General features: G+C 73.1%; 22 protein-coding genes. 13 read left to right on the plus strand and 9 right to left on the minus strand.

What is annotated here, in order from left to right; translation table 11 throughout:
* Position 1: 1 nt before the first annotated feature.
* From ACFPL3_RS20005 to ACFPL3_RS20035, 7 genes are all read left to right on the plus strand, one after another.
* Positions 2–994: an ABC transporter ATP-binding protein gene (locus tag ACFPL3_RS20005; RefSeq protein ID WP_343945345.1), complete on the plus strand. Its 993-nt coding sequence runs from the start codon at positions 2–4 to the stop codon at positions 992–994.
* The gene (locus ACFPL3_RS20010; RefSeq protein ID WP_343945344.1) at positions 984–1,796 is read left to right on the plus strand and encodes an ABC transporter ATP-binding protein; all 813 of its coding nucleotides are present in this window, start codon (positions 984–986) and stop codon (positions 1,794–1,796) included. Before ACFPL3_RS20005 ends, ACFPL3_RS20010 begins: the two co-directional genes overlap by 11 nt.
* Positions 1,793–2,752, plus strand: coding sequence for an ABC transporter permease (locus ACFPL3_RS20015; RefSeq protein WP_343945343.1), 960 nt, complete (start codon positions 1,793–1,795; stop codon positions 2,750–2,752). The genes ACFPL3_RS20010 and ACFPL3_RS20015 overlap by 4 nt, the downstream gene beginning before the upstream one ends.
* Positions 2,749–3,762 carry an ABC transporter permease gene (locus ACFPL3_RS20020; protein ID WP_343945342.1) on the plus strand — a complete coding sequence of 338 codons (1,014 nt, stop codon included), beginning with the start codon at positions 2,749–2,751 and terminating at the stop codon, positions 3,760–3,762. Before ACFPL3_RS20015 ends, ACFPL3_RS20020 begins: the two co-directional genes overlap by 4 nt.
* A 19-nt stretch (positions 3,763–3,781) precedes the next feature.
* Entirely contained in the window at positions 3,782–4,714 is a 933-nt protein-coding gene (locus tag ACFPL3_RS20025; RefSeq protein WP_343945341.1) for an SDR family NAD(P)-dependent oxidoreductase, read from the plus strand.
* Entirely contained in the window at positions 4,711–6,303 is a 1,593-nt protein-coding gene (locus ACFPL3_RS20030) for an ABC transporter substrate-binding protein (RefSeq protein ID WP_343945340.1), read from the plus strand. The genes ACFPL3_RS20025 and ACFPL3_RS20030 overlap by 4 nt, the downstream gene beginning before the upstream one ends.
* 115 nt (positions 6,304–6,418) lie before the next feature.
* Complete coding sequence (locus ACFPL3_RS20035) at positions 6,419–7,732, plus strand: MFS transporter (protein ID WP_343945339.1); 1,314 nt, start codon at positions 6,419–6,421, stop codon at positions 7,730–7,732.
* An 18-nt stretch (positions 7,733–7,750) separates the two neighbouring features.
* Here ACFPL3_RS20035 and mdlC read toward each other — a convergent pair whose 3' ends face one another.
* Together mdlC and ligM are read right to left on the minus strand one after the other, a co-directional pair.
* Complete coding sequence (gene mdlC / locus ACFPL3_RS20040) at positions 7,751–9,352, minus strand: benzoylformate decarboxylase (protein WP_379589503.1); 1,602 nt, start codon at positions 9,350–9,352, stop codon at positions 7,751–7,753.
* 102 nt (positions 9,353–9,454) lie between these two features.
* Positions 9,455–10,855 carry a vanillate/3-O-methylgallate O-demethylase gene (ligM, locus tag ACFPL3_RS20045; protein WP_343946440.1) on the minus strand — a complete coding sequence of 467 codons (1,401 nt, stop codon included), beginning with the start codon at positions 10,853–10,855 and terminating at the stop codon, positions 9,455–9,457.
* A gap of 171 nt (positions 10,856–11,026) precedes the next feature.
* Here ligM and ACFPL3_RS20050 point away from each other — a divergent pair, with 171 nt between their 5' ends.
* Positions 11,027–11,689, plus strand: a complete 663-nt coding sequence (locus ACFPL3_RS20050) for a response regulator transcription factor (RefSeq protein WP_343946441.1) — start codon at positions 11,027–11,029, stop codon at positions 11,687–11,689.
* Positions 11,690–11,720: 31 nt separating this feature from the next.
* On the opposite strand, the gene ACFPL3_RS20055 is transcribed toward ACFPL3_RS20050, so the two are convergent.
* Together ACFPL3_RS20055 and ACFPL3_RS20060 are read right to left on the minus strand one after the other, a co-directional pair.
* A complete protein-coding gene (locus tag ACFPL3_RS20055; protein WP_343946442.1) occupies positions 11,721–11,924 on the minus strand; it encodes a DUF397 domain-containing protein in 204 nt (67 codons plus the stop codon).
* 84 nt (positions 11,925–12,008) lie between these two features.
* Positions 12,009–12,851 (minus strand): helix-turn-helix domain-containing protein, encoded by an 843-nt coding sequence (locus tag ACFPL3_RS20060; RefSeq protein ID WP_343946443.1) that lies wholly within the window; start codon positions 12,849–12,851, stop codon positions 12,009–12,011.
* Positions 12,852–13,031: 180 nt separating this feature from the next.
* Here ACFPL3_RS20060 and ACFPL3_RS20065 point away from each other — a divergent pair, with 180 nt between their 5' ends.
* The 3 genes from ACFPL3_RS20065 (at position 13,032) to ACFPL3_RS20075 (ending at position 16,781) form a co-directional block, all read left to right on the plus strand.
* Positions 13,032–13,247 carry a hypothetical protein gene (locus tag ACFPL3_RS20065; RefSeq protein ID WP_343946444.1) on the plus strand — a complete coding sequence of 72 codons (216 nt, stop codon included), beginning with the start codon at positions 13,032–13,034 and terminating at the stop codon, positions 13,245–13,247.
* A gap of 79 nt (positions 13,248–13,326) precedes the next feature.
* Positions 13,327–14,877, plus strand: a complete 1,551-nt coding sequence (locus ACFPL3_RS20070; protein ID WP_343946445.1) for an acyl-CoA synthetase — start codon at positions 13,327–13,329, stop codon at positions 14,875–14,877.
* Positions 14,874–16,781 carry an acetoacetate--CoA ligase gene (locus tag ACFPL3_RS20075; protein WP_343946446.1) on the plus strand — a complete coding sequence of 636 codons (1,908 nt, stop codon included), beginning with the start codon at positions 14,874–14,876 and terminating at the stop codon, positions 16,779–16,781. Before ACFPL3_RS20070 ends, ACFPL3_RS20075 begins: the two co-directional genes overlap by 4 nt.
* A gap of 198 nt (positions 16,782–16,979) precedes the next feature.
* Here ACFPL3_RS20075 and ACFPL3_RS20080 read toward each other — a convergent pair whose 3' ends face one another.
* Both ACFPL3_RS20080 and ACFPL3_RS20085 read right to left on the minus strand, forming a co-directional pair.
* Positions 16,980–17,642, minus strand: coding sequence for a response regulator transcription factor (locus ACFPL3_RS20080; protein WP_343946447.1), 663 nt, complete (start codon positions 17,640–17,642; stop codon positions 16,980–16,982).
* Positions 17,639–18,784: a sensor histidine kinase gene (locus ACFPL3_RS20085; protein WP_379589506.1), complete on the minus strand. Its 1,146-nt coding sequence runs from the start codon at positions 18,782–18,784 to the stop codon at positions 17,639–17,641. Before ACFPL3_RS20085 ends, ACFPL3_RS20080 begins: the two co-directional genes overlap by 4 nt.
* Before the next feature lie 164 nt (positions 18,785–18,948).
* On the opposite strand from ACFPL3_RS20085, the gene ACFPL3_RS20090 reads away from it, so the two are divergent.
* Positions 18,949–19,482, plus strand: coding sequence for a DUF1772 domain-containing protein (locus tag ACFPL3_RS20090; protein ID WP_343946449.1), 534 nt, complete (start codon positions 18,949–18,951; stop codon positions 19,480–19,482).
* Positions 19,479–19,904 carry a hypothetical protein gene (locus ACFPL3_RS20095; protein WP_343946450.1) on the plus strand — a complete coding sequence of 142 codons (426 nt, stop codon included), beginning with the start codon at positions 19,479–19,481 and terminating at the stop codon, positions 19,902–19,904. Before ACFPL3_RS20090 ends, ACFPL3_RS20095 begins: the two co-directional genes overlap by 4 nt.
* Before the next feature lies 1 nt (position 19,905).
* On the opposite strand, the gene ACFPL3_RS20100 is transcribed toward ACFPL3_RS20095, so the two are convergent.
* From ACFPL3_RS20100 to ACFPL3_RS20110, 3 genes are read right to left on the minus strand one after another with little or no spacing between them, the layout of a single operon-like run.
* Complete coding sequence (locus ACFPL3_RS20100) at positions 19,906–20,334, minus strand: VOC family protein (RefSeq protein WP_343946451.1); 429 nt, start codon at positions 20,332–20,334, stop codon at positions 19,906–19,908.
* A 9-nt stretch (positions 20,335–20,343) separates the two neighbouring features.
* Entirely contained in the window at positions 20,344–20,802 is a 459-nt protein-coding gene (locus tag ACFPL3_RS20105; RefSeq protein ID WP_343946452.1) for an AraC family transcriptional regulator, read from the minus strand.
* A gap of 41 nt (positions 20,803–20,843) precedes the next feature.
* On the minus strand, positions 20,844–21,332 hold the full coding sequence (locus ACFPL3_RS20110; protein WP_343946453.1) for a CAP domain-containing protein: 489 nt from the start codon (positions 21,330–21,332) through the stop codon (positions 20,844–20,846).
* Positions 21,333–21,363 lie beyond the last annotated feature (31 nt).

Genomic DNA, 21,363 nt, shown 5'->3' on the forward strand with positions numbered 1-21,363 from the left:
CATGACAGCTCCGCTGCTCGACGTCCGTGATCTCACGGTGCGGTTCCCGGGGCCGACGGGGCCGATCGAGGCGGTCTCCGGGGTGTCGTTCGACGTGCGTGCCGGCGAGACCCTCGCCGTGGTCGGGGAGTCCGGATCGGGCAAGAGCGTGTCCTCGCTCGCCGTGCTCGGGCTGCTCGGCGGCGGCCGGGTGACCGGGGGCTCGATCCGGTTCCAGGGCGAGGAGCTCGTGGGCGCCGACCCGGAGCGGCTGCGCCGCCTGCGCGGCGCCGACATCGCCATGATCTTCCAGAACCCGATGAGCTCCCTCGACCCGCTGTTCACCGTGGGGGACCAGATCGCGGAGGCGTTGCGGATCCACCGCCCGGTGTCGCGCCGCGACGCCCGCCGCCGCGCGGTGGAGCTGCTCACCGAGGTGGGGCTCCCGGACCCGGCGCGGCGGGTGCGGTCCTACCCGCACGAGCTGTCCGGCGGGCAGCAGCAGCGCGTGATGATCGCGATGGCGCTGGCCTGCGAACCCGCGCTGCTCATCGCCGACGAGCCGACCACCGCCCTCGACGTCACCGTCGAGGCCCAGATCCTCGACCTGCTGCGCCGGGCACAGCGCGACCACGGCACGGCGCTGCTGTTCGTCACCCACGACATGGGCGTGGTGGCCGAGATGGCCGACCGGGTGCTCGTGATGTACGCGGGGCGGGTCGTGGAGCAGGGGCCGGTGCGCGAGGTGCTGCGCGACCCCCGCAACCCGTACACGCGGGCGCTGATCGAGTCGATCCCCACGCCGGCCACCCCTCGGGACCTGCCGATGCCCGCGATCCCCGGGAACGTCCCGCACCCCTCGGACCTGCCCGGCGGCTGCCGGTTCCACCCGCGCTGCCCCGCCGCGCTCGACCGGTGCGCCACCGAGGAGGCGCCGCTGCACGCCCTGGCGCCGGGGCGCACGAGCCGGTGCTGGCGCCACGTCCCCGCCGAGGAGGTGGCCCGTGCCGGCTGAGGCGCTCACCCCGCCGCGACCCGCGCCGTTGTTCGAGGCGCACGACCTCGTGAAGCACTTCCGGATGCGCCGCGCCGTCGTGAAGGCCGTCGACGGGGTGTCGCTGACGATCCCGCGGGGGCGCACCGTCGGCCTGGTCGGCGAGTCCGGGTCCGGGAAGTCGACGGTGGCGCGGCTCGCGCTGCGGCTGCTCGACCCCACCTCGGGCCGCCTCACCTTCGACGGCGTCGACCTGCTGCGCGCCTCCCGGGCCGAGGTGCGGGCGCTGCGCAGGCGGATGCAGATCGTGTTCCAGGACCCGTTCGGTTCGCTGAACCCGCGGATGCGGGTGGCCGACGCGGTGGGCGAGCCGCTGGCCGTGCACCGGCTCGCGCGGGGCAGGGCGCGCACCGACCGGGTGGTGGAGCTGCTCGAGCGCGTCGGCCTGGGCGCCCGCGACCTGCACAAGTACGCCCACCAGTTCTCAGGCGGGCAGGCCCAGCGCATCGGGATCGCCCGGGCGCTCGCCACCGGACCCGACCTCATCGTCTGCGACGAGGCGGTGTCCGCCCTCGACGTCTCGGTGCAGGCCCAGGTGCTGAACCTGCTCAAGCGCCTGCAGGCCGAGCTCGGCCTGTCCTACCTGTTCATCGCGCACGACCTGAACGTCGTGCGGTACATGTCCGACGAGGTCTGCGTGATGCACCTCGGCGAGATCGTCGAGCGCGGGGACGGGGACGCGCTGTTCGCCGACCCGCAGCACCCGTACACCAAGACCCTCGTCGGCGCGGTCCGCCACCTCCCCGTCCCGGAGCAGACATGATCGGCTACGCGTTGCGGAGGCTGGGCTACGGCCTGTTCGTGATGGTGCTGGTCACCGTGTTCGTCTTCGTCGTCATGCGGCTGGTGCCCGGCGACGCGGTGTCGCTGCAGCTGCAGGAGACCGGTGTGAGCGCGGAGGAGGCCGAGGCGCTGCGGGCGCAGTTCGGCCTCGACCAGCCGGTGTGGGCGCAGCTGGCGGCGTGGCTCGCCGGGGCCGTGCAGGGCGATCTGGGCACCTCGTTCTACGGCGGCGAGCCGGTGGCGGAGCTGTTCCTGGACCGCGTGCCGGTCACGCTGCAGCTGGGCCTGCTCGCGATCGTGATCGGCGCGCTTCTCGGCGTCGGGTTCGGCATCGTGGCCGCCGTCAGCCGCGGCACCGTGCTCGACGCCGCCGTGCGCGTGTTCGCGGTGGCGTTCCTGTCGGTGCCCAACTTCGTCGTCGGCCTGCTGGTGCTCACGTTCCTCGCGCTGTGGTTCGCGTGGTCGCCGCCGATCGTCTACGCGGGACCGTCGGAGGACCCCGTCGGCTGGCTGCAGCAGATCGCCATCCCGGTGCTCGCGCTCGGCACCGGCGGCATGGCGGCGATCGCCCGCATGACCCGCTCGTCGATGCTGGAGTCGCTGGGCTCGGACTACATCCGCACCGTCCACGCCAAGGGCGCCCGGCAGCACACCGTGGTGTTCAAGCACGCCCTGCGCAACTCCACGATCGCGGTGCTCACCCTGCTCGGCCTCGAACTGGCCACGGTGCTGGGGGGCACGGTGATCCTCGAGCAGATGTTCGCGATCCCCGGCACCGGGCAGCTGATCTACCAGGCCGTGCTAGACCGCGACTACCCGGTGGTCGTGGCCTGCACCATCTTCTACGCCGGCCTGTTCGTCGTGACGATCATCATCATCGACCTGCTCTACGCGCTGGTCGATCCGCGGATCCGCACCGGGAGGGCCCTGTCGTGACGACCACGATCCCGCAGCGGGCGGCGGACCGGCGCACGCCGCTGCGCGACGCGGCGGGCGCGCTGCGCGGGTTCGTGCGCGCGCAGCCGCTGGGCGCCGTCGCGCTGGTGCTGATCGTCGTGTTCGTGCTGGCGGCGGTCCTCGCCCCGTGGCTCGCGCCGCACGACCCGCTCGAGCAGTTCCGCCGCAACATCCTCGAGGAGCCCTCCGCGCAGTTCCCGCTCGGCACCGACGACCTGGGCCGCGACGTGCTGAGCCGCACCATCCACGGCGCCCGCACCTCGCTGCTCATCGGCGTCGCGACCACGGGAATCAGCCTGGTGCTGGGCACCGCGATCGGCGTGGTGTCGGGCTACTTCGGCCGCGCCGTCGACGTCGTGATCCAGCGCGTGATGGACGCCGTGCAGGCGATCCCCGGGATCGTGCTGCTGCTGTTCATCGCCGTGATCCTGGGCCCGTCGGTGCGCAACACCGTGATCGCGCTGACCGTGGTGATCACCCCGTCGTTCAACCGCATCGCGCGCGGCGAGACCCTGCGCATCCGCCAGGAGCGCTACGTGGAGGCGGCGCGCGCCACCGGGGCGAGCACCCCGCGGATCCTGGCGCTGCACGTGCTGCCCAACATGTTCGCCCCGGTGTTCACGCTCGGCAGCCTGATCTTCGCCGGCGTGATCATCGCGGAGTCGGCGCTGTCGTTCCTCGGCATCGGCGCGCCGCCGCCCACGCCGTCGTGGGGCGCGATGCTGTCCGAGGGCGTGCGGTACGTCGAGCGCGCGCCGTGGATCATCCTCGTGCCCGCCGCGCTGCTGTCGCTGGCGGTGTTCAGCTTCAACCTGCTCGGCGACGCCCTGCGCGACCACCTCGACCCGCGTCTGCAGCGCCCCGTGGCGAGGGCCGCCCGGCGCTGGTGGGGGCGCGGCCGCCCGCCTGCGGGCCTCGCGCCGAGCCTCGCCCGGGCCGTGGAGAGGGCGGCCGACGAGAAGGACGCCGGGGACCGAACCCAGACCTGACCGCTCAGAGGGGAGCAACGTGGACATCTCGCTGGAGGGCAAAGTCGCCCTGGTCACCGGGGCAGGTCCGAACATCGGCAGCGGCATCGCGCTGGCGCTCGCGCGGTACGGCGCGAAGGTCGCGTGCAACGACATCGACCCGGCGGCCGCGAAGACCGCGGTGGAGCGCGTCGAGCGCAACGGCGGCACGGCCATCGCGGTGCCCGGCGACGTCAGCGACGAGGAGCAGGTGCTGGCCTACCTCGCGCGGGTGATCGACGAGTACGGGCAGATCGACATCCTGGTCAACAACGCCGCGCTCCTCGGCGGGAAGGGCGTGCTCGACGAGAGCACCGAGTTCTTCGACCGCGCCGTGCGGGTGGCGGCGCTGGGCAACTTCCTCAACACCAAGCACGTCGGGCGGCACATGGCCGAGCGCGGCATCCGCGGCTCGATCGTCGCGATCTCCTCGTCCAACGGGTGGTCCGGCTCCGCGGGCGTGATCGCCTACGCGTTCCACAAGGGCGGGGTGAACAACTTCGTGCGGGCCGCGGCCATGGACCTCGCGCCCTACGGCATCCGCGTCAACAGCTTCACCCCCACGGCGCCCACGCCGGACAACCCGGAGCTGATCAAGGAGCGCGGCGCGGGCGGCGTGCTCGACCGGCCGCGCGCGCACGGCATCGGCGGAGCCACCGGTGACGAGGAGTGGCGCCGCCCGTCCCGGTTCACCGGGCAGCGCGCCCCGCTCGTGCCCATGGGCACCACCGGCACCCCCACCGACATCGGCCACGCCGTCGCCTGGCTCTGCTCCGACTACGCCCGGTTGATCACCGGCTGCGACTTCGTGGTGGACGGCGGTGCCCGGGCCAAGAACTTCGCCTACGCACCGGCGCCCGCCTCCGAGCTGGCCGGGCCGCTGCCGCTGATCCCGCTCGACGTCACCGGCGAACTGGACCAGGAGCTGGCATGACGGAAATCAGGCGCCGCACCCTGCTCCTGGCCTCGGCCGCCGCGTTCGGCCTCACGGCGTGCGGAGGAGGCGGGCGCAGCAGCCGGTCGGGGCCGGTCGGGGACCCGCGCCCCGGGGGCACCCTCGTGGTGCAGCAGACGTCCGAGGTGAGCCGGGGCCTCAACCCGCTCACCACCAGCGACCCGACCACGATGGGGATCATCTCCGGCACGGTCTACAGCAAGCTGGTGGAGTTCCGCACCGGCCCCGACGTGGGTTCGCTGGAGATCGTGCCCGACCTCGCCGAGTCGTGGGAGGTGGCGCCCGACGGGCTCACCTACACCTTCCACCTGCGCCGCGACGTGCGCTGGCACGACGTCCCGCCGGTGGGCGGGCGGCCGTTCGTGGCCGACGACGTGGTGGCGACGTTCGAAGGCCTCAAGCAGGCCACCGGCGTGCACACGTGGATGATCGACCCGGTCACGAGCATCAGCGCCCCGGACGAGCACACGGTGGTGTTCTCGCTCGAGCGGCCCTACGGCCCGCTGATGGAGTACTTCGCCTACCACTTCAACATGATCCTGCCCCGGGAGGGCGTGGAGGGGCGGTTCGACCTGGAGACCCAGGCGATCGGCACCGGGCCGTTCATGCTCGACAGCCACACCCCCGACGTCGAGTGGGCGCTCAAGCGCAACCCGGACTACTTCATCCCGGGCCGGCCCTACCTCGACGAGATCCGCCGCCCGATCCTGTCCGACACCGCGGCGATCACCGCGGCCCTGCGCAGCGGCCGGCTCGACTCCGGCATCACCAGCGACGTCAACGTGGCCGACGAGTTCCGCGACCGCGGCGGCTTCACGGTGACCGAGACCCCGGGCGCCCCGATCAGCATCTACCTCAACCCCACCGTCGAGCCGTTCGACGACATCCGGGTGCGGCAGGCCGTGATGGAGGCGGTCGACTGGGTCGGCATGGGCGAGAACATCCGCGGCCACTTCAACCTCACCTCGATGCTGCGCCCGGACACCAGCCCGGCCGCGCTCACCCCCGAGGAGGTGCTCGAGCTGCGCCCGTTCGACCCGGCGCACGCGCGGGCACTGCTGGCCGAGGCGGGCGTGCCGAACGGGTTCTCCACCACCCTGCTCGTGCAGCGCGTCGACGACGAGGACGTGCGCGAGGCGCAGTGGATCCAGGCCGACCTCGCCGAGGTCGGCATCCAGGCCGAGATCGAGATCGTGGACCCGGCCACCGGCATCGACCGGCGCCGCAACCACGACTTCGCGATCACGAAGGCCCTGCGCGGCGTGCACCTGCCCGACCAGGTGTGGCGCGACTTCGCACCCGACTCGATCGAGAACTACGCCCTCGTGGACGACCCGGAGCTCAACCGGCTCGTCGAGCAGTCGCGGGCCACCGTGGACGACGCCGCCCGCGCCGAGATCTACCGGCAGATGCAGGTGCGGATGGAGACCGAGATCCGCCAGGCGTTCTACCCGATCCAGAAGTTCGACTACGCGATCGTGAACGAGCGGGTGCAGGACCTGTGGCCCAGCCCCATCTACCAGGGGCGGCGGCTGGCCGACGCGTGGCTGTCCGACACCGAGGCGTGAGGAGGCGCGACGTGGGACAGATGACGTACTCCGCACGCGTCCCCGAGCAGGTGAAATCGCCCCGGCGCCCTGCTTGGATCACCCCAGCGTTCGGCGTCCGAAGGAGTGCGCAGCCGTGACAGCACCCGATTCCACACCTGCCGCGAGCCCGTCGCGCAAGAGCATCTTCGTGGCGAGCTTCATCGGCACGTCGATCGAGTGGTACGACTACTACATCTTCGGCACGGCGGCCGCGCTCGTGTTCGGCCAGCTGTTCTACCCGGACTTCTCCCCGGCCGCGGGCACCCTCGCCGCGTTCGCGACCTTCGCCGTCGGGTTCATCGCCCGCCCGCTGGGCGCCGCCGTGATCGGCCACTTCGGTGACCGGCTCGGCCGCAAGTCGATGCTGGTGCTCACCCTGCTCATGACCGGTGGTGCCACGTTCCTGATCGGCGTGCTGCCCACCTACGCCGCCGTCGGCATCGCCGCCCCGCTGCTGCTCGTGATCCTGCGGATCGCGCAGGGCTTCGGCGTCGGCGGGGAATGGGGCGGCGCGGTGCTCATCGCCACCGAGCACGCCCCACCGCGCAAGCGGGCCGTCTACGGCAGCTTCGCGCAGTTCGGCGTGCCCGTCGGCGTGCTCACCTCCAACCTCGCCTTCCTCGCCGTGGCGCCGCTGTCGAACGAGGACTTCCTCGCGTGGGGCTGGCGCCTGCCGTTCCTCGCGAGCCTCGTGCTCGTGGTCGTCGGGGTGCTCGTGCGCAGGCGGCTGCAGGACGCCCCCGAGTTCGAGCGGCTCAAGAAGGAGCGGGCGGTGAGCAAGGTCCCCGTGGCCGAGCTCTTCCGCCGCGACCCGCTCACGCTCGTGCTGGCGAGCCTCGCCGCCATCGCCCCACCGGCGATCGGCTACTCGGTGATCGTCTACATGCTCACCTACGGCACCCAGGTCGTCGGGTTCGACCGGCCGCTGCTGCTCACGCTCATCCTGCTGTCCACCGTGGTGTGGATCGCCACCATCGTCGTGTCGGCCGTCCTGGCCGACAAGTACGGCGCCAAGCCGATCTACGTGATCGGGGCGATCACCGCCGTCGTGTGGCCGCTGCCGATGTTCGCGATGGTCGACACCGGCAGCGCGGGCCTCGCCTTCATCGCGTTCTGCGTGGCGGCGATCGTGCAGGGCCTCATCGTCGGGGCGCAGGGCAGGCTGTTCACCGAGATCTTCGACGTGCGTGTGCGCTACAGCGGCGCCTCGATCGCCTACCAGATCGGCGGCATGATCGGCGGCGCGATCACCCCGATCGCGGCCACCGCGCTCTTCGCCGCATACGGCTCGTCCACGCCCATCGCGCTCTACCTCACCGGAATCTGCCTCATCAGCCTGCTCGGCGTCGTGGCGCTGCGGGTGCCCGACCACGCCGAAGAGGCGCTGCCTGCGGCCAGCGACGGCTGACGGGCCGCCGGATCGGGCTCAGCCCAGCTTCCGCAGCTCCGTCGGCACCGGGACCTCCACGAGCCGGGGCCCGGTCGCGGTGGCCACCTCGGCGAGGGCGGCCTTGAGCTCGCGGGCGGTGGACACCCGGCAGGCGGGCACGCCGTAGCCCTCGGCGATCCGGACGGCGTCCAGGTCGGGCAGCTCGAGGCCCGGGGCGTTCTGCACGGAGAGCTGGTGGACGAAGCCGCGCAGGGCCCCGTAGCCGCCGTTGCGCAGCACGAGGAACGTGACGGGCAGCCGGTGCTGCGCCGCGCTCCACAGGCCCGCGATGCCGTACTGGGTGGCGCCGTCGCCGAGCACCGCCACGACCGGGCGGGTGGGGTCGGCCAGCGCCATGCCGACGGCGGCGGGCAGCCCGAACCCGAGCCCGCCCGCGGCGGGGAAGAGCAGCGAGCGGGGTTCGCGCAGGTCCAGGTGCGTCCAGAACTGTGTCGTGTTCGCAGTGGACTCGTTCACCAGGCGCGCGTGCGCGGGCAGGGCCTCGGTGAGCGCGGCGAACAGGGCGTCGGCCGGGAACGGGCCCTCGTCGGGCAGCTCGGCGTGCGGAACGGTGCGAGGCGCGGGGGCGGCCCGGTCCGGGTCGGCCGGCAGCGCGGCGAGCAGCTGGCGGGCGATCGCGGCGACGTCGCCCACGAGCGCGTCGCCGAACGCCGCCCGGGCCGCCACCCCCGGGTCCGACCCGACGGCCACCAGATCGGTGCCGTCCGGGAGCCACGGTCCGGGGCGGTGGGCGTGGTAGCGGAAGACCGGCGCCCCGAGCACGAGCACGAGGTCGTGGCCCTCGAGGTGCTCGGCCACGCCGGCGATGCTCGGGGGCAGCACACCGCGCCACAGCGGGTGGCGGGTGGGGAACGGGCAGCGCGGGGGAGTGGGCGCGGTCCACACGGCGGCCCGCCACCGCTCGGCCAGCGCCACCACCGTGGCGTGGGCCCGCTCGTCGTCGACCTCGGGGCCGACGACGAGGGCGGGCGCGGTGGCCGCCGCCATCCGCCCGGCGAGCTCCGCGATCACGTCCGGGTCGGCGGCGCCCGCCCAGCCGACCCGGCGGGAGGGCAGCAGGGCCACGGCGTCGGCGTCGGCCTCCTGCGCCCAGTCGTCCATCGGGAGCGACACGAAGACGGGACCGGCGGGCGGCAGGGTGGCCCGGTGGAACGCCTCGGACAGCGCCCGGGGCACGTCCTGCGCCGTGGCCGGCTCGCACGCCCACTTCACCTGGGGCTCCGGCACGCGCACCAGGTCGGGCTCGCCGAGCACGGCGTTGAGGCCCACCAGTGAGCGGTTCTGCTGGCCCGCCGTCACCACCAGCGGCGTCTGGCTCGCGCGGGCGTTGGCGAGGTTGCCGACCGCGTGCCCGAGCCCCGCGGCCGAGTGCAGGTTCACCAGCGCCGGACGTCCCGTGGCCTGGGCGTACCCGTCGGCCATCGCGAGCACCGCGCCCTCGTGCAGGCCCAGCACGTAACGGAAGTCGGGTGGGAAGCCGTCGAGGAAGGGCAGCTCGTTCGACCCCGGGTTGCCGAAGACCGTGGTCAGGCCCCAGGCGCGCAGCAGGTCGTGGACGGTGTTCCGGACGGTGGCCACAGCCGCATCCTCTCCTGCACGGCGGTCCCGGTGAAACCCGTCGGCGGGGCCGGCTCGTGCTCGGCCCCGCCGACGGCGCTGGGGATGGGAGGGAGGGGAGGGTCAGACGGTGACCTTGCTGCGCCACCCCGGCTGGTAGCTCTCGCGCACGACCTCCGCGTACGGGGCCGGGCTCACCACCGCGCGCACCGCGAGCTGCTCGTGGGGCTGCACGGTGGGCTTGCGGGTGCCGCCGTCGGGCTCGCCCCAGATCACCTGCACCTCGGCGCCGAGCGGCACGTCGGGGGCCACGGTGGCCAGCGAGAGCACCTTGCGCTCGTTGGCGCTGTAGCCGGTGAAGAGCGAGAGCCCGACGAGGGTGCCGTCGGAGTCGACGACCGAGTCGAAGTTGGACGGCCCGTAGTTGGCGTTGGGCAGGTCGAAGAACTGGTAGTCCGGCCCGTCGGTCACCGGCGAGGCCAGCAGCTTCGCCACGTCGTCCGCGTTCCACGCGAGGGTGACCTTGCGGCGCTGCTTCTCCGGCTCGATCGCGGCGAGGGCCTCGCGGCCGACGAAGTCGTGGTCGAACTTCACGAACGACCCGTAGCCCATCTCCCACGGGTTGAGGTAGTAGTCCTCGATGTTGTCGGAGACGTAGCTGCCGGCGATGGCGTTGGTGGCCTCGTAGCTGTCCGCGCCGAGCCACTGGCGGTAGTCGCGCAGGCCCTCGCTCGTGTAGATCGCGGGCAGCGGCGAGGGGATCCAGCCCGACTCGAGCGTGTTGCAGGCGTACGCGCGCGACCCGCACGGCTCGAGCCCGAACTCGCGGCCGGCCTCCAGGATCGTTTCCCGCACCCGGTCGTAGCTGTCGTACGGGCCCCAGATCTCCAGACCGGGGGCACCCGCCATGCCGTGGCGCAGCGTGCGGACGTCCTCGCCGCCGATCTTCATGTGGCCCAGCGTGAAGAACCGGGTCTGCTCGACGGTGCCGCCGTTGAGCTTCTCGATGACGTCCCAGGCGCGCGGGCCCTGGATCTGGAAGCGCCACAGGTCGCGCGAGACGGCCTTGCCGTAGGGGCGCATCGGCGAGCGCTGGTCGAGCTTGATGTCGACGTCGTAGCCCTGCGTGGCCCGGAACTGCAGGTAGTTCGCCACCGGGGCGCGGCCGACGTAGATGAACTCGTCCTCCGCCAGCCGGAAGAGGATGCCGTCGCCGATCACACCGCCCTCGGGGGACACCGGGACGAACTGCTTGGCGGTGTCGACCGGGAACTTGGCGGTGCTGTTGATCCCGTTGTCGGTGATCAGCTTCAGCGCGTCCCGGCCGGAGATGAACAGGTTGACCATGTGGTGGCTCTGGTCGAACAGCACCGCCGACTCGCGCCAGGCGATCACCTCGCGGCGGAAGTTGGTGAACTCGGCCGGCACGACCGGGTAGATGTACGCGCCGAGCTGCGAGTTGCGCAGCAGGTCGACGGTGCCTCCTGCCTGGTCCAACACGTCCTGGAGGTTCTTCGCGCTCATGCGTGCCACCCTGTTCTGACTCGGTGTGGTAGTCGGTGCTGTCGTCGCAGCAACGCTAGGAACGGGTGTACCCGCGCGGACACGGGGAAATGGCGCGACCGGGACGGCCACCGCAACGCCGAGCGCCGCGTCATTTGACGTAGCGATCGGGTGGCACGCGATGATGACCCCGTGAACGCGGGGGTGCGGGTGCTGGTCGTCGACGACCACGCGGTGGTCAGGCGCGGCGTGATCGCCTATCTCGAGGTGCTCGACGACGTCGAGGTCGCGGGCGAGGCGGGCGACGGCGCCGCCGCGCTGGAGGTGCTCGCCGACCTCGCCGCGCACGGCGGGCTCCCCGACGTGGCGCTCATGGACCTGCAGATGCCGGGCATGGACGGCGTCGCCGCGATCGCGCAGATCCGGCGGCGCTTCCCGTCCGTGCAGGTCGTGGTGCTCACCAGCTTCGGGGAGATCGAGCGGGTGCACGCGGCCCTGCAGGAGGGCGCCGCGGGCTACCTGCTCAAGGACGCGGGGCCGGCCGAGATCGCCGCCGCGCTGGAGGCCGCCGCTCGCGGTGAGGTCTTCCTGGACGCGGCCGTGGCCCGCCGGCTCGCCCAGGAGATCCGCGCGCCGCGCAGCGGGTTGCGCGCGCTCACCGCGCGCGAACGCGAGATCCTGCGCCTCGTGGCGGAGGGCCGGTCGAACAAGGAGATCGCCGCGGAGCTGGTGATCAGCGAACGCACCGCGCGCACCCACGTGAGCAACCTGCTCGGGAAACTCGGGCTCGCCTCGCGGACGCAGGCCGCACTGCTGGCGATCCGGGAAGGGCTCGTGCCGCCGGGGATGAGCTGACGCCGGCAAGGCGCCGAACTCCGGCGCCGAACTAGTCGCCGAACTCCCGGGAGCGCACCGCGGCGACGAATGCGTGCCACTGCGCCGCGGAGAAATGCATCACGTGGCCGTCGCGTTCCTTCGAATCGCGCACCAGTACCCCGTCGTCACCGAAACAGACCTCGAGGCAGTCATTCCCCTGGCCGCTCTGCGAACTCTTGCGCCACTCCGGCTCATTGCCGCGCTGGCTCGTCACGCCCCCACCCCCGGGCTCTGCCGCTCCCGACAGCTTAGGTAACGGGCGGTCGCGGTGCCAGCGCCCGCGGTGGTGGCGGTGGCCTCACCAGCTCCGGATGGCGCGTTCGACGTATGCCGGGAGTTGATCGGGCGCCGAGGCGAGGTCCTCGAGCGCGAGGAACGACTCCTGAAATCGACCCGTGATCTCCGGATCGTCGATGAAGGTGGCGCTGCCCTGCTGCCCGTCGAGGAAGACGACGTCGGGGTCGCTGACGTCCGGGAACTCGAGGTGGATGAACGGGCCCTGGATCGCCTCGTACGCACCCACGTCGAATGGGACGACCTGGATGGTGACGTGTGGCCGTTCGGCGAGCGCCACCAGGCGCTCCAATTGCCGGGTCATCACCGCGGTGCCGCCCACCCGGCGGCGCAGCACGGCCTCGTCGAGCACCGTGAAGATCTGGGGTGGCTCGGCCCGGTCGAACAGCGCCTGCCGTTCCCGGCGGCTGTCGACCACGCGGTCGATCGCCGCGGCCTCGGTGCCGTAGGCCCGCAGGAGCGCGCGGGTGTAGTCCTCGGTCTGCAGCAACCCGGGGAGCACGAGCGGCTGTACCTGGCGGATGAGGGATGCGGACGCCTCGTAACCGAAGTACTTGATCGTGTCCGCGGGGATCATGTCGCGGTAGTCGGCGAACGGCTGGCGCCGCGAGCCACGGGCCAGCGTCTCGAGCTCGCCGAGGACGGCCGGGTCGTGCACGCCGTAGAGGCCTGCCAGCGCGCGGAGGTCGGTGACGCTGATGCCGACCTGGCCGCTCTCGATGCGGATCACCTTGGACGGCGACCACTCGAGCGCGTCGGCGACCTGGCGCTGGGTGAGCTTCGCGGTGTTCCGCGCCCGTCTGAGCTCGATGCGGAGTCGGCGGCGCATCGCCGCGGAGTCGGCCACGTAGTGATCCTTTCGGTCGTCGAGCAGGCGCCCGGGAGGCTCGCGGTGAGATGCCAGATTGTTACCTGCACTCCGCCTGCAGGCGTTACGAGTGGTGCGATCTGCTACCTGGCATTAAGCTAGCAAGCGGTCTGCGGGGTGGTGTCGCGAGGTTCCGGCCTGCAGGGAAGGGGCCGTCAGATGGATCTTCATGTGGCCGTCGTCGTGGTCGGCATCGTTCTCCTGATCGGGCTCGCGGTCGCCATCGGTCTGGTCGGCGTGACCCAGCGGCGCAGCACCGCGCGGGCGTGGCGCGCGATCGCCGCGGAGCGCAGGCGCAACTGGGCGGAGCGCCAGCGCCTCGCCCGCACCGCCGAGCGCTGCCGCGACTGCCCGTACCGCCCGGATCCCGGCTGAGCAGGTCTTCCGCAGACGCGACGACGCGGGCTAGGGTCGCCCGGGCTTGTCAGGGAACCTGTCATCGGCCGGAGGTTCGATGGAGATCGCGGCCGGGATTCCGGCGCTGCGCCACGCGTCCGCGCCCGCCCTGGGCAGCTGGCCCGAGCGCCGGGCGCGGATCGCGCCGCACCGCGCGGCGCTCGTCGAGGGGGAGCGCACGGTCACCTACGCCGAGCTGGCCGATCGCACCGCCCGGCTCGCCCACGTGCTGGCCGAGCGGGGCATCGGGCCCGGCGACCGGGTGGCCTACCTCGGGGTCAACGCGATCAGCGTGTTCGAGACCTACTTCGCGACGTGGCTGCTCGGCGCGATCGCCACACCCCTGAACTACCGGCTGGCCGCCGCCGAGATCCGGTACATGCTGGCCGACTCGGGCGCCTCGGTACTGGTGCACGGCGGCGACGCCGACACCCTCGTCGCCGCCACGGGTGCGGACGTGCCGGTGCTGCGGGTCGGCCCGGAGCTGGATGCCGCGATCGCGGCCGCCGACCCGCTCGCCGCGCCGCCGCGCGTCACCCTCGACCACCCGGCGATCCTGCTCTACACCTCCGGCACCACCGGCCGGCCCAAGGCGGCCGTGCTCACACACGGCAACCTCACCTGGAACACCGTCAACCAGCTCGCGCACGTCGACGTGCTCAGCACCGACCGGGCGCTCTGCATCTCCCCGCTCTTCCACTGCGTCGGGCTCGGCCAGGTCACGCTGCCGACGCTGTTCAAGGGCGGCAGCGTCGAGCCGCTCGCGTCCTTCGACGCCGGCGCCGTGCTCGCCCGCATCGGCGAGGCCGGGATCACGAGCTTGTCCGCCGTGCCCACGATGCTGCAGATGATGGTCGAGAACCCGCGGTGGGAGACCGCGGAGCTGGGCACGCTGCACACCGTGCTCTACGGCGGTTCGCCCGTGCAGGAGCGGGTGGCCCGCGCGTGGCTCGCCCGGGGCGTGCAGGTCCAGCAGGGCTACGGCATGACCGAGGCGGCCCCCGGCGTGTACATGGTGCCGCGCGGGGCGGGCGCCGACCGGCCGACGTCGGTGGGGGTGCCGCACTTCGCCACCGAGGTCGCGATGCTGCGCAACGGCGAGCCCTCGCCGGTCGGCCCCGAACCGGCCGAGCTGCTCGTGCGCGGGCCGCACGTGTTCACCGGTTACTGGAACCGGCCGAAGGAGTCGGCCGCCGCGTTCGTCGACGGCGAGTGGTTCCGCACCGGCGACGTGCTGCGCGTGGCGCCCGACGGCTGGGCCGACGTCGTCGACCGCGTGAAGGACGTGATCATCTCCGGCGGCGAGAACATCTACCCGGCGGAGGTCGAGGCCGTGCTCGTGCAACTGGACGCGGTGGCCGACGCGGCCGTGGTGGCCGTCGCCGACGCGCGGTGGGGCGAGGTCGGCGCCGCGTACGTGCAGCTGCGCCCGGGCGCGGACACCGGGGTCGAGGAGCTGCGCGCCCACCTGGAGGCCCACCTCGCCCGCTTCAAGATCCCGAAGTACCTCGTGCTCGCCGACGAGCTGCCCCGCAACGCCACCGGGAAGGTGCGCCGGATCGAGCTGCGTGCCCGAGCGGCCACCGAGTTCGCGGGCGGGAGCCGGTGACACCGGTCGGCACCGAGCTCGCCCGCTTCCTCCACTGGGCGCGCACCCACCGCGGGCTCGAGTTCGGGTCCTACCGGGACCTGCACGCGTGGTCGGTCACCGACCTCGACGGGTTCTGGTCGGCCGTCGCCGAGTTCTCCGGCGTCCGCTTCCACACGCCGCCCACCGCGGTGCTCGGCCGGCGCGAGATGCCCGGGGCGCAGTGGTTCCCCGGCGCCACCCTGAACTACGCCGAGCACGCGCTGGTGGGCCACGACGGCACGGCCGTGGTGGCGTACTCGCAGACCCGCGACCGCGTCGAGCTCACCTGGGCGCAGCTGCGCGACCGGGTGGCCCGCGCCCGGGCAGGCCTGCAACGGCTCGGCGTCGGGCAGGGCGATCGGGTGGTGGCCTACGCACCGAACCTCCCGGAGACCCTCGTCGCGTTCCTCGCCACCGCGAGCCTCGGCGCCGTCTGGGCGAGCTGCGCGCCCGAGTTCGGCGCCCGCAGCGTGGTGGATCGGTTCGGGCAGGTGGAGCCGGCCGTCCTGCTCGTCGTGCCCGGGTACGTCCACGGGGAGGAGCAGATCGACCGCACGGCGGAGGTCGCCGCGGTGCGGGCGGGCCTGCCCACCGTGCGGCACGTCGTCGCGATCCCGTACGGCCCGGGGGAGGTGCCGGGCGCGCTGGCGTGGGACGAGCTGCTCGCCGAGCCGGGCGAGCTCGCGTTCGACCCGGTCCCGTTCGCACACCCGCTCTGCGTGCTGTTCTCCTCGGGCACCACCGGCCGTCCGAAGGCGATCGTGCACGGGCACGGCGGCGTGTTGCTGGAGCAGTTCAAGAACCACGCCCTGAGCTGGGACCTACGCCCGGGCGACCGGGTGCTGTGGTTCACGACCACGGCATGGGTGATGTGGAACGCGCTGGTCGGAGGCCTGCTCGTCGGGGCGGGGCTCGTACTGGTCGACGGCAACCCGGTGCACCCGGACATCGGGTGGCAGTGGCGGCTGGCGGAGGAGGCAGGGGCCACCCTGATGGGCGCCTCGCCGGGCTGGCTGATGGCCTGCCGGGCCGCCGGCATCGCACCGGGCCGCGACCTCGACCTGTCGCGGCTGCGCCAGATCGGCTCCTCGGGCAGCCCGCTTCCGGCCGAGGGCTACCGCTGGGTGGCCGAGCAGCTGCCCGGCGTGCTGCTCAACGTGGGCAGCGGCGGCACCGACGTGTGCTCCGGGATCGTGCAGGGCGGGCCCTGGCAGCCGGTCGTGGAGGGCGAGATCTCGGGGCCCGCGCTCGGGGTGGCGGCGGCCGCGTTCGACCCGGACGGCCGACCCGTGGTCGGCGAGCTGGGGGAGCTGGTGATCACCGAGCCGATGCCGTCGATGCCCGTCGGTTTCTGGGGTGATCCCGACGGCACCCGCCTGCGCGAGGCCTACTTCGACCGCTACCCGGGCGTGTGGCGCCACGGCGACTGGGTGCGCTTCTCCGAGGCCGGCACCGTCGTCGTCGCGGGCCGCTCGGACGCCACCCTGAACCGCGGCGGCGTCCGGCTCGGCACCGCCGAGTTCTACGGCGTGGTCGAGGAACTGCCCGAGGTGGCCGACAGCCTCGTGGTGCACCTGGACGACGCGGCCGGCGGCCGCGGTGAGCTGGTGCTCTTCGTCGTGCCCGCACCGGGCGCCACCCTGGACGACGCCCTGCGCGCCCGGATCGCCGGTGAGCTGCGCGCCGCCCTGTCGCCGCGGCACGCGCCGGACCGGATCCTCGCCGTGCCGGCCGTGCCCCGCAACCGCACCGGCAAGAAGCTGGAGGTGCCGGTGAAGCGGATCCTCCTCGGCGCCGCCCCCGACGAGGTGATGAGCCGCGACGTCCTCGCCGACCCGGCGTCGCTGGACCCCTTCGTGGCCCTCGCGCAGCAGCGGTCCTGATCCACTGCGCCCGCCAGGAGGCGGCCCGGGAGGGCCTCCGCATCGAGATCGCTGCGCGGGCCGGGTTCCGCGGAACCCGGGTGGATGACCGTGGGACAGGCCATGTCAGGGCTTGATCGGCGGATTGGCGCGTTTCCCGACGCCAGGTGTCGGGTTTCGCTCCCGGCCGGTGATCATGGGGTGGGGCGCGCGGGGCCGCTACCGCTCCCCGGGCCGGACGAGGCCGCTCTCGTAGGCGATCACCACGAGCTGGGAGCGGTCGCGGGCGCCCAGCTTGCCGAGGAGGCGCCCGACGTAGGTGCGGGCGGTGTCCGGGCTGATGTGCAGGGCCGCGCCGATCTCGGCGTTGGACCGGCCGGCGCCGACCTGGGCCAGGACGTCGCGCTCGCGGTCGGTGAGCCCGGCGAGGCGTTCGGGCCGCGCCACCGTCGACCGGGCCGCCGCGGCGAGCACCCGCCGCGTGACGGAGGGGGAGAGGAGCGCGTCGCCGCGGGCGACGACGTGCACGGCCTCGCGCAGGCCGTCGGGGTCGGTGTCCTTGAGGAGGAAGCCGGCCGCGCCCGCGCGGATGGCCTCGAAGAGGTACTCGTCGTCGTCGAAGGTCGTGAGCATGACGACCTGGACGCCGCTGAGGGCGGGATCGGCGAGGATCCGGCGGGCGGCTTCGAGGCCGTCGGTGCCGGGCATGCGGACGTCCATGAGCACGACGTCGGGGCGGTGGGTGCGCACGACCGCGACGCCGCTCGCGCCGTTGTCGGCCTCGCCCACCACGGTGATGTCCGGTGCCCGTTCCAGGAGGGCGCGCAGGCCGGCGCGCACGAGGTGCTGGTCGTCGACGAGGACGACCCGGATGTCGGTCACGGCGCGGTTCCCTTCAGGGGCAGGTGGGCGTGCACCCGGAACCCGCCGCCGGGCCGGTTGCCCGCGTCGACGGTGCCGCCGAGCAGGGCGACCCGTTCAGCCATCCCGCGCAGCCCGTGCCCGCGTTCGCTGGGGTCCCCGGCGGGAGCGCCCGCTCCGTCGTCGCGGATCTCGGCGGTGACCGCTGTGGCGGACACGTGGACGGCGACCGTGACCCGGGTGGCGGCGGCGTGCTTGAGCGCGTTGGTCAGCGCCTCCTGGACGACGCGGTAGGCGGTGCTGCCCACGACCGTGGGCACCGCGGCCGCGTCGCCGGTGATCTCGAGGTCGACGGGGAGGCCGGTGCGGGTGACGCCGTCGGCGAGCGCGGTGAGCCGGTCGAGCCCCGGTGCCGGTTCGCGGGGCCGGCCGCCGAGCCAGGTGCCGAGGGTCGCGCGCAGTTCGGACGTCGCGCTGCGGGCCGCCTCCCGGATCGTGCGGACGGCGGCGCGCGCGTCGGCGGCGGCGCCGTCGTCCATCGCCTCCTCCGCCACCGCGGACTGCAGGGTGATCACCGACATGGTGTGGCCGAGGGTGTCGTGCAGGTCGCGGGCGATGCGGATCCGTTCGATGTCGACCTGGCGCGCCGCCTCCCGGCGGCGCTCCTCGGCGGCCGCGGCGGCCTGCCGCGCCATCTGCGCCCGCAGCGCGCGGCGGTTGCGCACGGCATCGCCCAGTGCGATCACGGCGAACATCAGGACGGCCTCGGCGCCGAGGTTGAGGCCCAGGACGTAGGCGATGTCGTCGCCCTCGGCCAGGCGGGCGACCACCGACACCGCCAGCAGCGTGGCGCCGACCGCCGCCGCGACGAACGGGCGCCCGCGCGCGGACGCGGCGTACAGCGTGGCCGCCGCCGGCGCCGCCAGGCCGATCGGGGGCAGGTCGAGCAGGTAGTACGCGACGAGCCCGGCGGCGGTGGCGACCAGCGCCCCCACCGGCCAACGCCGGCTCACCAGCACCAGCGCGCCGAACGCGGTGGCGAAGGCGTACGCGGGCAGGGCGTGCTCGACCGGCCCGGCATCGGTGATCACGGCGGCCGCCACGAGGCAGGACACGGCGACGGCCAGCAGGGCGTCCGAGCGGGTGGGACGGCCTTCTCGCACGGTGGTCGAGAGTAGTGCGGCAGGTGCCGGGCGGGCGTACGTCGAGAAGCGACACCCGGTCGCGCCGGGAAGCAGCAGCCGGGTGGGCGACCGGCGACCTAGCGTCGATGGAGAGGGGCAGCCCGGACGGGCCGCCGAGTACGGGAACCGGGAGACGCGAAGGGATGTCGCGCAGAACGTGGACCACGGTGGTGCTGATCGCGCTGGTGTGGTCGTCGATGATGTCGTTAGGCGGCGTGGCCGCCGAGACGGTGATGCTGTACCCGAACATCTTCGGCGACGCCCCGGCGTCGCTGGAGCGGGCGCGCGAGTTCATGGTGGCGGGCGGCCCGAGCGACTACTTCCCGCCGCTGGGCGCGAGCGTGGTGCTGACCGGCATCGTGGCCGTGCTGCTCACGATGCGGGACCCGCGGGTGCGGTGGTGGGTGCTCGCCGCGGCCGCGGTGTTCATCGGGTGCGAGTTCGTGTTCTCGGCGCTGTACTTCTGGCCGCGCAACGAGATCATGTTCGTGGACGCCCTCGGCACCCACTCCCCGGAGTACCTGCGCCAGGTGGCGCAGGAATTCGTGGCGGGGCACCGGGTGCGCCTGGCCGGTGGCGCGGTGGCCGCGGCGCTGGCGTTCACCGCCCTGCTGCGCCATGTCACCACCCGGCCCGCTGACGTGCCCGCTGAGGTGCCGCCGGGGGTGCGGCGGTGAGCCGGGGGGAGCGGGCGCTGGGGTTCTCCTGGCCGGTGCTGGTCGCACTTGCCGCGCTTGCCGTCCCGCGGGTCGTGTTGCACGACCTCGGGATGCTGGAGGCCGGATCGTTCGCGAACGTGCTGCTGGTGCTCGTCCCGCCCGCGTGCTGGGTCGCCGCGGTGCTGTGGCGCCGCGGCCCACGGCCCTTCGCCACCGTCGTGGTGATCGGCGCGATCTACGGGGTGTTCCTCGCGCTGGGCCACCAGCTGCTCTGGCACGCCGCGTTCCCCGCCGGCGCCGGCGACGCCCTGCCAGAGGGCGTCCTCCGGGCCGGCGCGGTGATCTCCAGCCTGGTCACCGGCACCCTGGTGGGTGTGGTCAGCGGCGCCGTCGCCCTGCTGCTGTACCGGCTGGTGCCGGCCGATCGGGCCGGCCGGTGACCTACGCGAAGTCGGCCGCCGTGTACGCCTTCGGCTCCACCAGCACCATCCAGTTGCCGGAGTTGTCCCGGGCCACCGCCTCGACGCCGTAGGGGCGCTCCTCGGGCGGCTGGATGAACTCCACGCCCTTGGCGGTGAGGTCGTCGTAGGTCTTGCGGCAGTCGTCGACGTTCACGCCGATGCCGAACATGTTGCCCGCGTCGAGGGCGCGGTTGATCGCGGCCACCATGTCGTCCGGGATCGGCGGGCCCGGCACCGTGAGGTGGATCTGCAGGTCCGGCTGGGTGGGGGACTTGACGGTGCACCAGCGGTAGCCCTCGCCGAGGGTGATGTCGGTGTGCTCCTGGAAGCCGAGCACGTCGATGTAGAAGGACTTGGCGGCGTCGACGTCCTTCACGAACACGCTGGCGATCGAAACTGCTGTGATCATGTGCTCAGGCTAGGAGCGCGGTGCGTCGCTCGGCTTCTCCTCGATTGCGCTGTCGCGGCGCTCGGCGAGGCCCCACATGAACACGAAGCACCCCGGGATGTGGGGGGCGCCGCTGGTGGCCCACCGGCGCTGGAACTCGCTGGGTGACTCGCCGACCAGCTCCCGGAACCGGCTGCTGAACGATCCGAGGCTGGAGAAGCCGACGGCGTGGCAGACCTCGGTGACGGTGAGGTTGGTGGCGCGCAGGAGGTCCTGGGCGCGTTCCACGCGGCGGCGGCTCAGGTGCGTGGCGGGGGAGACCCCGTAGGTGGCGGTGAACAACCGCTGGAAGTGGTACTTGCTGATCCCCGCCACCGCTGCGATGGACTCCAGGTCCAGCGGCTCGGCGTAGTGGCGGTCGACGTGGTCACGGGCCCGGCGCAGGTGCACCAGCAGGTCGTTCTGGGCCCGGCGGGTCGGGGCGGCCACGACGCGGGAGTCTAGTCCCGGCCGGGCCGCCCGTCCCCTCGTCAGCGCGGCGTGCCGAAGTCCTGCGTCCAGTAGCCGCCGACGCGCCCGACGCCGATGTCCTCGAACGAGCAGTTGAGGATGTTGTCGCGGTGGGCCTCGCTGTTCATCCACAGCGTCATCACCCGCTCGGGCGACGTGGTGCCCGATGCGACGTTCTCCCCGACCCTGCTCCAGTCGTAGCCGGCCCGGGTGGCGCGCTCGCCCACCTTGGAGCCGTCGGACCCGGTGTGGGTCATCTCGTCCATGTCGGCCTGGTCCTGCGAGTGGTCCTCCGCGGCCTCGGTGAGGTTCGGGTCGACCCCGAGGGGGTCGCAGCCCGCTTCCTCGCGCTCCTGGTTGACCAGGGCGACCACGGTGTCGATCTCGTCCCCCGCCGATGACGACGCCGGCGCCGACGCGGCGTACGCCGTGGCGGGCACCGTGCACGCCACGGCGACGAGGGCGGCGACGAGCGGTAGGCGGGCCATTCCGCCGGTGCGTTCTCTCACGCCCTTACAACACCCGAACGGGCGAACGAGA

The sequence above is a fragment of the Pseudonocardia zijingensis genome (assembly GCF_042657305.1).
In the GTDB taxonomy this organism is placed as follows: domain Bacteria; phylum Actinomycetota; class Actinomycetes; order Mycobacteriales; family Pseudonocardiaceae; genus Pseudonocardia; species Pseudonocardia zijingensis.